This is a genomic window from Streptomyces sp. 7R007 (assembly GCF_054850255.1).
In genome coordinates this window covers 210,663-223,842 of the sequence record NZ_JBTWMV010000004.1, presented here as the reverse complement: position 1 = coordinate 223,842, position 13,180 = coordinate 210,663, and the positions used below count along the sequence as shown (strand labels likewise).

Here is a 13,180-nt window from a genome sequence, read left to right as displayed (position 1 = left end):
ACGCCCCTTACAGTCGGCCCGCCTCCACGATCCGCCGCAGGAAGCGCCGTGTGCGTTCCTGCTGCGGATCGCCGAAGACCTGCTCGGCGCTGCCGCGCTCCAGGACGACGCCTCCGTCCAGAAAGCAAACCTGGTCGGCGACATCGCGGGCGAACCCCATCTCGTGCGTCGCCAGCACCATGGTCATGCCGTCCTCCTTCAGGTCGCGCACGACCGTGAGGACCTCCCCGACGAGTTCCGGATCGAGCGCGGCGGTGATCTCGTCGAGCAGCAGCAGCCGGGGACGTACGGCGAGGGCGCGCACGATCGCCACACGCTGCTGCTGACCGCCGCTGAGCCGGTCCGGGTACGCGTCCGCCTTGCCGCCCAGCCCGAGCCGCTCCAGCAGCTCCCTGGCCCGCTGCTCGGCCTCCTCCCGGGCCACGCCGTGCACCCGGCGCGGGGCGAGCGTGATGTTCTCCAGCACGGTCATGTGCGGAAAGAGGTTGTACGCCTGGAAGACGACGCCGATACGGCGGCGTACCGCGTCCTGGTCGACGCGCGGGTCGGTGATCTCCTCGCCGTCCAGCCAGATCGCGCCGTCGTCGATCTCCTCCAGGAGGTTGGCGCACCGCAGCAGCGTCGACTTGCCGGACCCCGAGGCGCCGATCAGCGCGGTCACCGTGTGCGGGGCGACCTCCAGGTCGACGTCCCGCAGGACCACCGAGCCGCCGAAGGTCTTGCGCACGGACTCCATGCGCAGCACGGGCGCGTCGCTCATATCGCTCCTCCCTGGGCCCGCTGCCGGTCCATCCTGGCCGTCACCCAGTCCGTGAACCGGGTCATCGGGATGGTCAGCGCCACGAAGACCAGGCCCGCGACGATGTACGGCGTGTAGTTGAGACTGCGCTGGGCGATGATGTCGGCCGCACGGACCGCGTCGATGGCGCCGCCGATCGACACCAGGCCGGTGTCCTTCTGGAGGGACACGAGGTCGTTCAGCAGGGGCGGCACCTGGCGTCGTACGGCCTGCGGGAGCACCACGTGGCGCAGCGCCTGCCGGTTGGTCAGGCCGAGCGAGCGGGCCGCGGCGCGCTGCGAGGGGTGCACGGACTCGATGCCGGCGCGGAACACCTCGGCGACGTACGCGGAGTACGTCAGGGTCAGCGCCGTACCGCCGAGCAGCACGGGGTCGACGGTCACGCCCTGAAGACGCAGCGCCGGCACGCCGAAGACCACGATCATCAGGTTGATGATCAGCGGCAGACCGCGGAAGAAGTCCGTGTACGTGGCCGCCAGCACCCGCAGCGGGAAGAACACGGGCCCGGGCAGGGTGCGCGCGATGGCGATCAGCATGCCCAGGACCAGGACGAGCACACCGCAGATCAGCAGCAGCCGGACGTTGAGCCACAGTCCTTCGAGGACCTTCGGGAGCGCCTCGCGCGCGTAGTGCGCGTCGAAGAACGTCTCCTTGGTGCGCTGCCAGCCCGGCGCGCTGACCACGACCACGTACAGAACGGCGGCGGTGACCAGGGTCGACAGCGCGGCGATCGCCGTCGCGCGACGGGCACGCGCGCGCTTGTACCGCTCGCGCTCCAGCCGCCGTTCGGACGGGACGTACCCGTCGCGCACGCCGCCGTTGCCGGAGTCCTCCCCGGACTCCTCCCCGGAGACGTCCTTGGTGACCGTCACTTGAGCACCGGAGCGTCGACGGCGTCGGACAGCCACTGCTGCTCCAGCTTCGCCAGCGTGCCGTCCTTGCGCAGGGCGTCCACGGCCGACGACACACAGGAGGTGAGGGCGCTGCCCTTGTCCAGGACGAGCCCGAACTGCTCCGGCGTGCCGCCCTGGTTCTCGAACTGGCCCACGATCTCGGCGTTGGTCACCTGTGCCGAGGTGACGTAGAAGGCGGTCGGCAGGTCGGTGACGATCGCGTCCACCTGACCGTTCTTCAGCGCCGAGATGGCCTGGTCGTTCTTGGAGTACGCGGCGGCCTCCTGAGAGGGCTTCACCACGTCGCTGATGTAGTTCAGGCTCGTCGTGCCGACCTGGGCGCCCAGCTTGAGCCCCTTCAGGTCGGCGATGCCGGTCGCCTTGGCGGCCTTGGTGCCCTTCAGCGCGATGACGGCCTGACGCACGTCGTAGTAGCCGGCGGAGAAGTCCACGGCCTTCTTGCGCTCGGCACTGATCGACACCTGGTTGATGTCGAAGTCGAAGGTCTTCACGCCGGGCGCGAAGGCCTTGTTGAAGGGCACGCTCTGCCAGACGACGGCGTTCTTGTCGTAGCCGAGCTGCTTCGCCACGGCGTAGGCGACCGCCGACTCGAACCCCTTGCCGTTGGCGGGCTTGTCGTCCTCGAACCAGGGCTCGTACGCCGGCTCGTCGGTGGCGATCGTCAGCTTGCCGGAGGTCTTGGTGGCCAACTGGCCCTTGGCGCAGGTGCTCCCGGTCGACCCGGACGGCGTGTCGGCCGCCTTCTCCTCCGGCTGCGGAGCACAGCCGACGGCGGTGGCGAGCAGGGCGATCGTTGCGGCGGCTACGGCGCGGCGCAGTACGCGAGGGGCGAGATGCATGGCGGGAATTCGACCGCACACCGTCCCGTTTGTCGAGGTCACGACGGGAACTGTCCGCATACTGGGAAGCCGTGTTGCATTCCTGTGAACACTGCTCCCGGCGCACGCCGGGGCCGCCGGCCGAGGGCGGGGATTCGGAAGACCGGCGGCCCGTACCGCGCAGGAGCCGTCATCCTGTGCGGGGCTGCTCCCAGTTGACCGCGCAACCACGCGCGCGGGGAGCGCACGCATGACTCCGGCTCGTGTGAATGCTTCACACGGGACCGAACGGTTCACACGGGCCCTGCGCGAGGGGTGTGACGCACCGGCGGCCCGGTGCGCTGTAGGGCATGACTCCCATGGGTCGCGGGCCCGTCTTCAGAAGCGGCGAAACGGGCCGACGCGTACAGGGGCGGCGGGTCCCGGCCCGACCGCCCCTGTGTGCCGTGCGGAGGCCGTCACCACCCGCGCGCGTGCCACTCCGGCAGCTGCGGGCGCTCGGTGCCGAGCGTGGTGTCGTTGCCGTGCCCCGGGTAGACCCAGGTCTCGTCCGGGAGCACGTCGAAGATCTTCGTCTCGACGTCGTGGATCAGACTGGCGAACGCCTGCGGGTCCTTGCGGGTGTTGCCCACGCCGCCGGGGAACAGGCAGTCCCCGGTGAACACATGGGGATGCCCGTGCGGGTCGTCGTAGACGAGGGCGATGGAGCCCGGGGTGTGGCCGACGAGGTGGCGCGCGGTGAGTTCCACGCGCCCGACGCGGATCACGTCGCCGTCGTCGACGAGCACGTCCGTCGGCACGGGGATGCCGTCGGCGTCGTCGCGGCCCGCGTACGTGCGGGCGCCCGTGGCCGCCACGACCTGCGCGAGCGCCTGCCAGTGGTCGGGGTGCTGGTGGGTGGTGACGACGGAGGCGATGCCGTCGTCACCGATCATGCCCAGGAGGGTGTCCGCGTCGTTGGCCGCGTCGATCAGCAACTGCTCGTCGGTGGCCCGGCAGCGCAGCAGATAGGCGTTGTTGTCCATGGGGCCGACCGCGATCTTGGTGATCATCAGGTCCTTGAGCTCGTGCACGTCCGCCGGGCCGCCGACCGTCACCTGTCCGCTGTACGTCATGGCGGTCAGCCTATAGCTCGGGCGGCGGCCCCGGACCGCCCGCGCCCCACGGCGGAACAGCGGTTCCGGGGGCGCCCTACAGCGGCGGGAGCGTCGGAAGCGGGCCGCCGGCCACCGTGAGACCGGAGCCGGCCCGGCGGCCGCACAGCCAGCCCAGCAGGTCGGGAGCGGGGCCGCTGACCGTGATGTCGGGCACATCCGCCTCCCGTCCCGTGCGCCACGCGTGCGTGCCGTCGGTCAGTCGCGTGGACGGCACGTCGGAGCGGCCCGTGAAGCGCCGGGCGAGGAAGTCGATCTCCCGCTCCACGAACTCCGCTGGCAGGTTCTCCAGCTCGTAGCCGATCCCGAGGTCGACATGGTGCAGCTCGACCTCGATCCACCGCCGGAACGGTACCCGGGACGCCGAGTCGGTGACCCCGTTGCGCAGCTCCACCGTGCGCGACCAGTCCGCGGGCGCCGCTGCCGCATCCTGGAAGCGGGCCGCGGCCTCGCGCAGGTCGGCGAGCTGGACGTCCAGGGCGCGCGGGGCGTCCCGCTCGATGTCGGCGTCCCGGGCGTCGCCGGAGGCGTACATGGGGCGGCCCTGGAGGACGTTCACGAGCGCGTCCGCGTTGCGGGCGAGGTGGGCGAGGACGTGGCCGCGGCTCCAGCCCGGCAGCCGTGACGGCTCGGCCACCGAAGCGTTGTCCAGCTTGGCGGCTGCGCTGAGCAGCCGGTCCGTCGCGTCTCGTACACACGCCAGGTCATGACCGTGATCAATCATGGTGCTGACCCTAGCCCCGCCACACCTTTGGGTGAAGGTGGTGAAGCGATGACGAAAATCGAATGCACGTGCTATAGGGTCGGGTGTGGCGTCGGGCATGCTGGATGGCCGGGGATTGTTATGCACTCCGGGAATCCGACCCGGCGTTGTCAGTGGCTCCCCCTAGTGTGAGAAGACACGGGGGCCCCGCCCCTGTCACTTCTCTCAAGAAAGGTGCGGACCGGCGTGGCCGACCGTCTCATCGTCCGTGGCGCGCGCGAGCACAACCTGAAGAACGTCTCGCTCGACCTGCCTCGTGACTCGCTCATCGTCTTCACGGGCCTGTCCGGGTCGGGCAAGTCCTCCCTGGCCTTCGACACCATCTTCGCCGAGGGCCAGCGGCGCTACGTGGAGTCGCTCTCCTCGTACGCCCGCCAGTTCCTCGGCCAGATGGACAAGCCGGACGTCGACTTCATCGAGGGCCTGTCCCCGGCCGTCTCCATCGACCAGAAGTCGACCTCGCGCAACCCGCGCTCGACGGTCGGCACCATCACCGAGGTCTACGACTACCTGCGTCTGCTCTTCGCGCGCATCGGCAAGCCGCACTGCCCCCAGTGCGGCCGCCCGATCTCGCGCCAGTCGCCGCAGGCCATCGTGGACAAGGTCCTGGAGCTGCCGGAGGGGAGCCGCTTCCAGGTCCTCTCGCCGCTGGTGCGCGAGCGCAAGGGAGAGTTCGTCGATCTCTTCGCCGACCTCCAGACCAAGGGCTACTCCCGCGCGCGGGTGGACGGCGAGACCGTCCAGCTGTCCAACCCGCCGACACTGAAGAAGCAGGAGAAGCACACCATCGAGGTGGTCGTCGACCGCCTCACGGTCAAGGACTCCGCCAAGCGCCGCCTCACCGACTCCGTCGAGACCGCGCTCGGCCTGTCCGGCGGCATGGTCGTGCTCGACTTCGTCGACCTCCCCGAGGACGACCCCGAGCGCGAGCGCATGTACTCGGAGCACCTGTACTGCCCGTACGACGACCTGTCCTTCGAGGAGCTGGAGCCCCGTTCCTTCTCCTTCAACTCGCCCTTCGGCGCCTGCCCCGAGTGCACCGGCATCGGCACGCGCATGGAGGTCGACCCGGAGCTGATCGTCCCGGACGAGGACAAGTCCCTCGACGAAGGCGCCATCCACCCCTGGTCGCACGGACACACCAAGGACTACTTCGGCCGCCTCGTCGGCGCCCTCGCGGACGCGCTGGGCTTCCGCACGGACATTCCCTTCGCGGGCCTGCCGCAGCGCGCCAAGAAGGCCCTGCTCTACGGCCACAAGACGCAGATCGAGGTCCGCTACCGCAACCGCTACGGCCGCGAGCGCGTGTACACGACGCCCTTCGAGGGCGCCGTGCCGTTCGTCAAACGGCGGCACAGCGAGGCCGAGAGCGACTCCAGCCGGGAGCGCTTCGAGGGCTACATGCGCGAGGTGCCCTGCCCCACCTGCGAGGGCACCCGCCTGAAGCCGATCGTCCTCGCGGTCACGATCATGGGCAAGTCGATCGCCGAGGTGTCGGCGATGTCCATCAGCGACTGCGCGGACTTCCTGGGCGAACTGAAGCTCAGCGCCCGCGACAAGAAGATCGCCGAGCGCGTGCTCAAGGAGGTCAACGAGCGGCTGCGGTTCCTGGTCGACGTCGGCCTGGACTACCTCTCCCTCAACCGCGCGGCCGGCACGCTCTCCGGCGGCGAGGCCCAGCGCATCCGCCTGGCCACCCAGATCGGCTCTGGTCTCGTCGGCGTCCTGTACGTCCTGGACGAGCCGTCCATCGGCCTGCACCAGCGCGACAACCACCGGCTGATCGAGACCCTGGTCCGGCTGCGCGACATGGGCAACACGCTCATCGTCGTCGAGCACGACGAGGACACCATCAAGGTCGCCGACTGGGTCGTGGACATCGGCCCCGGCGCGGGCGAACACGGCGGCAAGGTCGTGCACAGCGGCTCCCTGAAGGAACTGCTCGCCAACGCCGAGTCGCAGACCGGCCAGTACCTGTCCGGCAAGAAGTCCATCCCGTTGCCCGACATCCGCCGCCCGCAGGACCCGTCCCGCCGGCTCACGGTGCACGGCGCCCGGGAGAACAACCTCCAGGACATCGACGTGTCCTTCCCGCTGGGTGTCTTCACCGCCGTCACGGGCGTGTCGGGCTCCGGCAAGTCCACGCTGGTCAACGACATCCTGTACACGCACCTGGCCCGCGAGCTCAACGGCGCGCGCAACGTCCCCGGGCGGCACACGCGCGTGGAGGGTGACGACCTCGTCGACAAGGTCGTGCACGTCGACCAGTCGCCCATCGGCCGCACCCCGCGGTCCAACCCGGCGACGTACACCGGTGTCTTCGACCACATCCGCAAGCTGTTCGCCGAGACGACCGAGGCGAAGGTCCGCGGCTACCAGCCCGGCCGCTTCTCCTTCAACGTCAAGGGCGGCCGCTGCGAGAACTGCGCGGGCGACGGCACGATCAAGATCGAGATGAACTTCCTCCCGGACGTCTACGTCCCGTGCGAGGTCTGCCATGGCGCCCGGTACAACCGGGAGACCCTGGAGGTCCACTACAAGGGCAAGTCCATCGCCGAAGTCCTGAACATGCCCATCGAAGAGGCCATGAACTTCTTCGAGGCGGTCCCGGCGATCAACCGCCACCTCAAGACGCTGAACGACGTCGGTCTCGGCTACGTCCGCCTCGGCCAGTCCGCGACCACCCTGTCCGGCGGTGAGGCGCAGCGCGTCAAGCTCGCCAGCGAGCTGCAGAAGCGCTCCACCGGACGCACGGTCTACGTCCTGGACGAGCCGACCACCGGTCTGCACTTCGAGGACATCAGCAAGCTGCTGAAGGTGCTGTCCGGCCTGGTCGACAAGGGCAACACGGTCATCGTCATCGAGCACAACCTCGACGTCATCAAGACCGCCGACTGGATCGTCGACATGGGTCCGGAGGGCGGCGCCGGCGGCGGACTCGTCGTCGCCGAGGGCACGCCGGAGGAGGTGGCCGGGGTTCCGGCCAGCCACACCGGCAAGTTCCTGCGCGAGATCCTCGGCGCCGAGCGGATCAGCGACGCCAGCTCCGTGAAGGCCCCGCGCAAGACGGCCGCGAAGAAGACGGTCGCGGCCAAGTCGCCGGCGAGGAAGACGGCGGCGACGAAGAAGGTGGCGGCCACGAAGACCACTGCCACGAAGACCACTGCCACGAAGACCACTGCCACGAAGGCGACTTCCGCGAAGAAGGCGACGCGGACACGCAAGGGCTGAGGCCCAAGGGCAACAAGCCTCGACAAATCCGGAAAAGTGCGGCGCCCCGCGGGAACCTCCTGCGGGGCGCCGCTCGTTGTCCGATCAAGCCGCCCGATCCACGCGGCGGCGACGCACCTTGACTCCTCAACAGTGGAAACGGCGAGGAAGAGCCGAACGCCCCTACATGTCCCCAAGCCCGAGCTCGGAGGCGTACGGCGGTTCCGCACCCGCCCGGGAGCAGGTGATCGCGGCTGCCCGCGCCGCGAACCGCAACAGCCCCGTCCAGCCGTCGGTGCCCAGTCCCAGGAGCGCCTCGGCGGACAGGGCATCCCGGGCGGCCAGCCCGTGCAGCAACGCCGCGTTCACGGTGTCGCCGGCGCCGATCGTGTCCACGACGTCGACGTCCTCACCCGGTACGGAGTGCACCGCGCCGTCCCCCGTGAAGACGCTCAGTCCGTCACCGCCCTGGGTGATCACGACGGCCGAAGGTCCCGCGGCCAGCCACTCGCGCGGGGTGCCGCCCAGCCACCGCGCGTCCTCCTCGGAGAGCTTCAGCAGCGACACCGACGGCAGCCAGCTCTTGAAGCGCGCGCGGTAGGCGTCGGCGTCCGGGATCAGTCCCGCCCGGATGTTGGGGTCCAGCGCGGTGAAGACGCCCTGCTCGGCCGCCGTCCGCATCATCTCCTCGTAGGCGCTCGCCCCGGGCTCCAGGACGAGTGAGCAGGTGCCGAAGGACACGGCCCGGGTCCCGGCGGGAAGAGCCGGGGGAGCGGTGAACAGCCGGTCGGCCGTGCCCTCCACGTAGAAGGAGTAGGCGGCCGAACCACCTGCGTCGATCGTGGCGACCGCGAGCGTGGTGGGCTCGGTTCCCCGCTGCACGGCGGAGACGTCCACGCCCGCCTGCCGCAGGCCGTCGAGCAGGGCCTCGCCGAAGGCGTCGAGCGAGGTGCGGGAGCAGAAGGCGGTGGGGGAGCCGAGGCGGCCGAGGGCCACGGCCGTGTTGTACGGGCCGCCGCCGAGCGCCGGCTTCAGGCTCGCGAGGGCACCCGTGCCCTGCGGTACCAGGTCGATCAGGGCCTCACCGGCGACGACGATCACGAGACGGGTCCTTTCTCGGGGTGCGTGGGTTCGGAGCCGTGACGCCGTTCCGGACAGCCGCACGAGGTGCGGTGCACGAAGGCGCAGGGCAGCCGCACGGTCTGTGGCGGACGCTGCGGGTCGGCGAGGCGTTCCAGCAGCACCCGGACCGCCTCCGCGCCGATCTCCTTGCTGGGCTGGGCGATCGCGGTGAGCCGGGGCGAGAACAGGTCGGCCCACGCGAAGTCGTCGAAGCAGCACAGGGCGATGTCGTCGGGCACGGTCAGACCATGCGCGCGCAGGGCGCGCAGCGCGCCGATGGTCATCGCGTTGTTGGCCGTGACCAGGGCGGTCGGCGGAGCGGCCAGGGACAGCAGGGCGACGGTGGCCCGCTCGGCGCCGGCCGACTTGGAGTCGCCGTGCACCACGAGCCGCTCGTCGTGCGGGAGCCCGGCAGCGGTCAGCCCCTGCCGGTATCCGGCGATGCGTTCCCGGGTGGTGCTGAGCCCGGGCAGACCGGCGACGAGGGCGATGCGGCGATGGCCGAGCTGCGCGAGATGGGTGACCAACCGGGCCGTCGGCGCGCGGTTCTCGGCGCAGACCTGGTCGTGGCGCGGTGCGTCGCCGGACGGGGCGTCGACCAGCCGGTCCAGGAAGACGGTCGGCACGTCGTGGCGGCCGAGGTAGGCGAGGAGCTCGGCCGGGTGAGGCGAGGGGGCGACGATCATGCCGTCCACCCGGCGTTCGTGGAGCAGTTGGACGACCTTGCGCTCGTGCTGCGGGTCGTCGTGCGGATCGGCGATCAGGAGGCTGTAGCCGTGCTCCAGGGCGGCGGCCTCGACGCCCTGGAGGATCTCCGTGAAGTACGGGTTGCTGATCGCCGACACCGCGAGCCCGATGGACCGGGTGCGCGAGGTCACCAGGGACCGGGCGAGGGTGTTCGGGGTGTAGCCGAGGCGGTCGATGGCGTCCAGGACCGCCTGGCGCGTGTGCGGGAGGACCGGTCGGGTGTCGTTCAGGACGTGCGAGACGGTCGCCACGGACACGCCCGCGCTCCGCGCGACGTCCGCCATCGTCGGCATGGCTGCCCTCCTCGACCCGTCGGCACGACACTCCGCAGCGGTGGCTTCGGGCGGGAACGTATCTCATTCGCAGCCCCCGCGTAAACGCTTGCGTAAGCGTTTACGTACCCGGGGTGCCCGTCGGTGGGAACGATCAGCGCCGGTATCGTCGCCGTGCACCGCACCCGACCAGTGGAGTCCCGCATGCCCGGCCGTCCCTCCCCGAGCCGCCGTACCGTCCTGCGAGGAGCAGCCCTCACCCCCGTGGCCGGCCTCGGCCTCACCGCCTGCTCCTCAGGCGGCGGCACGGCATCCGCCACGCCGACGGCGCCCGTCGAGCTCGGCGCGGAGAGCGAGGTCGCCAAGGGAGGCGCCAAGCTGTACCGGGATCACAACGTCGTCGTCAGCCGGAGCGCGGACGGCACGCTGAAGGCGTTCAGCACGATCTGCACGCACGCGCTGTGCCCCATCAACAAGCTGGAGGGCACGACGCTGATCTGCCCGTGCCACGGCAGCCGGTTCGACGCCACGACCGGCAAGGTGCTGCACGACCCGGCCACCGAGCCGCTCAACGCACTGCCGGTGAAGGCCGAGAACGGCAAGATCGTCGCCGGTCCGGGAGCCTGAGCCCCGGAAACTCGGGTAGCGGCTGGGCCGCGGTCAGTGACAGCCGTCCGGCGACGTCACTCCCAGTCCCATCCGATCCCCACCAGTCCCGTCCGCACCCGTGGCTCCACGAGGTGGACCGAGTGGTGCCGGGCGCTGAGGAGCAGTTCCTGGCGGCCGCTGCGCGGAGCCGCCGGCGAGTGCTGGGCGAAGCGGTGGCAGCGCACCGGGAGCGCCTGCGCGTCGAAGCCGACCTGGAGGGCGTACTGCCCGCCGGCCGGTCCGAAACCGCGGACGTACTCGCGGCACACTCCGGCGGTGCCGTCCTCGACGGCGTACCGGAAGAGGAAGGTGTCCCCGGCCCGCAGCCGGGTGTCGAAGAGGAGCTCCACCACGAGCATCCCGGTCTCCTGATCCGTGCGGACGCGTCCCGTGCGGCAGTTCTCCAGGGCGAGCACTCGCATGCCCTCGGGTACGCACCCCACGTCCCCGTGGTGGACGGCCACGAACCGGTCGACGCCCTCCTTGTGGGCGCGCACGATGTGGTGCGACTCGCGCCCCGCCAGTTCCCGGCGCGGCCCGATGCGGACCCGCTCGTGGTGCCCCAGGGTGTGCAGGCCGCCGTCCGCGGGCAGGCCCAGCTCGCTCAGCAGCCGGTCCAGGACGCCCGAGGCCTCCATGAGGGAGCGGTAGGAACGGCCCGCGGGCTGCCGGGTGGACGTCGGCTCCTCGGCCTCGGCGAGCAGCCGGATCAGGGACTCCTCCGGGAGCTGGAGTATCTCCTCCAGCGCCCGGACGGCCCGCAGGGACTCGGGCCGCTGCGGGCGGCGGGCGCCCTGCTGCCAGTAACTCAGGCTGGTGACGCCGACCTTGACGCCGTGCCGCGACAGATGGTGCTGCACACGCTGCAACGGCAGCCCACGGGCGGCGATGGCGGCGCGCAGCGCGATGTGGAAGGGGCCGCCCCGCAGGGCCGAGTCCAGTTCCGCGGTGGCGACGGTGGCGACGTCCGCGTGCTGTGTGGCGTGCGGCATGCAGGGGGCCTTTCTGTGAGTGCTCGCTACGGCTGGTCAGGCCGGTTCGGGCCGGACATCGGAGGCCGGTGCGCCGGCGTCGGGGCGTCTTCACATCCGTACGCCGTCGTTCACCGCTCCGAGTTCCCCCGCATTGAAGCGTGTTGACCTACTCCCGACAACACCTGGCGACCGACCGCGAGGCGCCGCTGGCCGAGACGCGATCGGCCCTCTCAGACCGGCGCGGTGCTCCCGTCGCCGCCCAGGACGTCTCTGATCGCCCGCGCGGACAGGTCTGACTTGTGCGGGAAGCCGCGGGCGGGACTGGAGGCGACGAGTTCCCGGGAGCCCTTCGACGAATGCATGGAGATCAGGATGATGACCGAGGAGACGCTGTGAGGAGGGCCACTGCGACGTCGAAGCCGTTGTCGCCGTCGAGGCCGAGGTCGAGGTCCTCCAGGACGATGTCCGGGCGCAGTTCCGCCGAGCGGGCGGCGCCCGGTACCCGGAACCTGCTCAGTAACCGGAATGCGCTGAGGTCCCATTCGGAGGCCGAGTTCGCCGAACACCTCCGGCCATCCTCTCCAACGGCGGCCTCAGAACCGCCCTGTGTCCCCTGTCCCGCCGCTCCGTCGTCCCCGTGGCGCTCGACCTGCGACTGCCCGCCACGCGGCTGCCCGAACCCGTGGAGGTGGTAGAGGTGATCGGCGGCAGACTGCATGTCACCACCCCGCCGACGAGGGCACCACGATGACCGTCCACCTGCCCGGGGACCAGGCCCCCGGCGCCTGACGGGCGACGGGCGCACGTCGCGCATACGACCGCCCGAGAGGCAACCGTTCGACTCTAGAGGCGGCCGTCACCGTCCCGCTGCGCGAGTTGCAGGCGCTTGGCGCGCACTATGTCCGGGTCCCGGGGGTCCAGGACGTCGCCGAGCGCACTGGGGTCGTCCGCGTCCCGGCGGGCACGAGCCGGCAGCCGTCGTTTGTCGATCCGCGTCTGTCGCATGCCCGCAGCCCTTCGACCCATGACCGCCGGCTCTCACCCGAGCCGGCCGGTCGATCTGCATCCGCACTGCTACGAGAATCGCGTGCGGACGTGCCGATGTCGTCACGGCAAGCCTCCAATTCCCCTTACGACTGGCCGTAACCCCGTGCGCGGCCAGCCGTAACCGCACGATGTGGGAAGACTGTTGGGCGCGCACCGCATCGGCCAAGGGAGCCGGCACCATGGACGCCGCATCGCAGCAGTCCGCGCGGGGAGGTGTCGTTCTCCGCCGCCGACGACGTCCTGGTCCGGGCGGACGGGCCAGCCTGTGCCAGCGCGCGTCGGATACGAGGTGGCGGGCCAGACGGGCGAGGCAGGCGCAGCTCCTGAACCTGGTCGCCGCCGAGCGCCCCGACCTCGCCATCGTCGACATCAGGATGCCGCCGGACCACTCACCGAGGACCTGGAGCCGGTCAACCGGGGCGGATCGGTCGTCGTCCCCCCCCTGGTGCTGGTGCTGGTGCTGGTGCTGGTGCAGGTGCAGGAGCCGTTCCCGACACAGCGCCGCGACGACCCCCTCGCCCGCCTCAGCGCCCGCGAGCGCGAGCGCGAGGCCCTCGTCCTGAGGGCCGAGGGTCACTCCAAGCCCGGCCTCGCCGAGGACACCGACGACCGCCGCCGTGTCCCGGCGTGGCGGTGGCGATCTTGCTGGAGTCGCGTCAGGCGTTGTCCACAGGCGCGCCGCGCTGTCAGCGCCCGCCAGTAGGGTGTGAGA

The 13,180-nt window shown here is 70.8% G+C and carries 14 protein-coding genes; 3 read left to right on the top strand and 11 right to left on the bottom strand.

What is annotated here, in order from left to right; genetic code table 11:
- Positions 1–7 precede the first annotated feature (7 nt).
- The 5 genes from ACYF6T_RS07770 to ACYF6T_RS07750 form a co-directional block, all read right to left on the bottom strand.
- On the bottom strand, positions 8–760 hold the full coding sequence (locus tag ACYF6T_RS07770) for an amino acid ABC transporter ATP-binding protein (RefSeq protein ID WP_461694585.1): 753 nt from the start codon (positions 758–760) through the stop codon (positions 8–10).
- Positions 757–1,671: an amino acid ABC transporter permease gene (locus ACYF6T_RS07765; RefSeq protein WP_461694583.1), complete on the bottom strand. Its 915-nt coding sequence runs from the start codon at positions 1,669–1,671 to the stop codon at positions 757–759. Before ACYF6T_RS07765 ends, ACYF6T_RS07770 begins: the two co-directional genes overlap by 4 nt.
- On the bottom strand, positions 1,668–2,552 hold the full coding sequence (locus ACYF6T_RS07760; protein WP_461694581.1) for an ABC transporter substrate-binding protein: 885 nt from the start codon (positions 2,550–2,552) through the stop codon (positions 1,668–1,670). Before ACYF6T_RS07760 ends, ACYF6T_RS07765 begins: the two co-directional genes overlap by 4 nt.
- Positions 2,553–2,989: 437 nt before the next feature.
- Entirely contained in the window at positions 2,990–3,646 is a 657-nt protein-coding gene (locus ACYF6T_RS07755) for an MBL fold metallo-hydrolase (RefSeq protein WP_461694579.1), read from the bottom strand.
- 76 nt (positions 3,647–3,722) lie between these two features.
- Positions 3,723–4,409 (bottom strand): maleylpyruvate isomerase family mycothiol-dependent enzyme, encoded by a 687-nt coding sequence (locus ACYF6T_RS07750; RefSeq protein WP_461694577.1) that lies wholly within the window; start codon positions 4,407–4,409, stop codon positions 3,723–3,725.
- 225 nt (positions 4,410–4,634) lie between these two features.
- On the opposite strand from ACYF6T_RS07750, the gene uvrA reads away from it, so the two are divergent.
- Positions 4,635–7,679, top strand: a complete 3,045-nt coding sequence (uvrA, locus tag ACYF6T_RS07745; RefSeq protein WP_461694575.1) for an excinuclease ABC subunit UvrA — start codon at positions 4,635–4,637, stop codon at positions 7,677–7,679.
- Between the two features lie 162 nt (positions 7,680–7,841).
- Here the strand turns inward: uvrA and ACYF6T_RS07740 are convergent, their stop codons facing one another.
- Positions 7,842–8,759, bottom strand: a complete 918-nt coding sequence (locus ACYF6T_RS07740; RefSeq protein ID WP_461694574.1) for a carbohydrate kinase family protein — start codon at positions 8,757–8,759, stop codon at positions 7,842–7,844.
- Complete coding sequence (locus ACYF6T_RS07735; protein WP_461694573.1) at positions 8,756–9,820, bottom strand: LacI family DNA-binding transcriptional regulator; 1,065 nt, start codon at positions 9,818–9,820, stop codon at positions 8,756–8,758. The genes ACYF6T_RS07740 and ACYF6T_RS07735 overlap by 4 nt, the downstream gene beginning before the upstream one ends.
- A gap of 183 nt (positions 9,821–10,003) precedes the next feature.
- On the opposite strand from ACYF6T_RS07735, the gene ACYF6T_RS07730 reads away from it, so the two are divergent.
- Positions 10,004–10,426 carry a Rieske (2Fe-2S) protein gene (locus ACYF6T_RS07730; protein WP_461694571.1) on the top strand — a complete coding sequence of 141 codons (423 nt, stop codon included), beginning with the start codon at positions 10,004–10,006 and terminating at the stop codon, positions 10,424–10,426.
- Positions 10,427–10,482: 56 nt separating this feature from the next.
- Here the strand turns inward: ACYF6T_RS07730 and ACYF6T_RS07725 are convergent, their stop codons facing one another.
- The 4 genes from ACYF6T_RS07725 to ACYF6T_RS07710 all read right to left on the bottom strand — a co-directional run bounded on the left by ACYF6T_RS07725 (position 10,483) and on the right by ACYF6T_RS07710 (position 12,426).
- On the bottom strand, positions 10,483–11,439 hold the full coding sequence (locus ACYF6T_RS07725; RefSeq protein WP_461694569.1) for a hypothetical protein: 957 nt from the start codon (positions 11,437–11,439) through the stop codon (positions 10,483–10,485).
- A 212-nt stretch (positions 11,440–11,651) separates the two neighbouring features.
- Positions 11,652–11,783 (bottom strand): hypothetical protein, encoded by a 132-nt coding sequence (locus tag ACYF6T_RS07720; protein ID WP_461694567.1) that lies wholly within the window; start codon positions 11,781–11,783, stop codon positions 11,652–11,654.
- A gap of 5 nt (positions 11,784–11,788) precedes the next feature.
- On the bottom strand, positions 11,789–12,139 hold the full coding sequence (locus ACYF6T_RS07715; RefSeq protein WP_461694565.1) for a hypothetical protein: 351 nt from the start codon (positions 12,137–12,139) through the stop codon (positions 11,789–11,791).
- 125 nt (positions 12,140–12,264) lie between these two features.
- The gene (locus ACYF6T_RS07710) at positions 12,265–12,426 is read right to left on the bottom strand and encodes a hypothetical protein (RefSeq protein ID WP_461694563.1); all 162 of its coding nucleotides are present in this window, start codon (positions 12,424–12,426) and stop codon (positions 12,265–12,267) included.
- Positions 12,427–12,913: 487 nt separating this feature from the next.
- On the opposite strand from ACYF6T_RS07710, the gene ACYF6T_RS07705 reads away from it, so the two are divergent.
- Positions 12,914–13,171 carry a hypothetical protein gene (locus tag ACYF6T_RS07705; RefSeq protein ID WP_461694561.1) on the top strand — a complete coding sequence of 86 codons (258 nt, stop codon included), beginning with the start codon at positions 12,914–12,916 and terminating at the stop codon, positions 13,169–13,171.
- Positions 13,172–13,180: the final 9 nt, after the last annotated feature.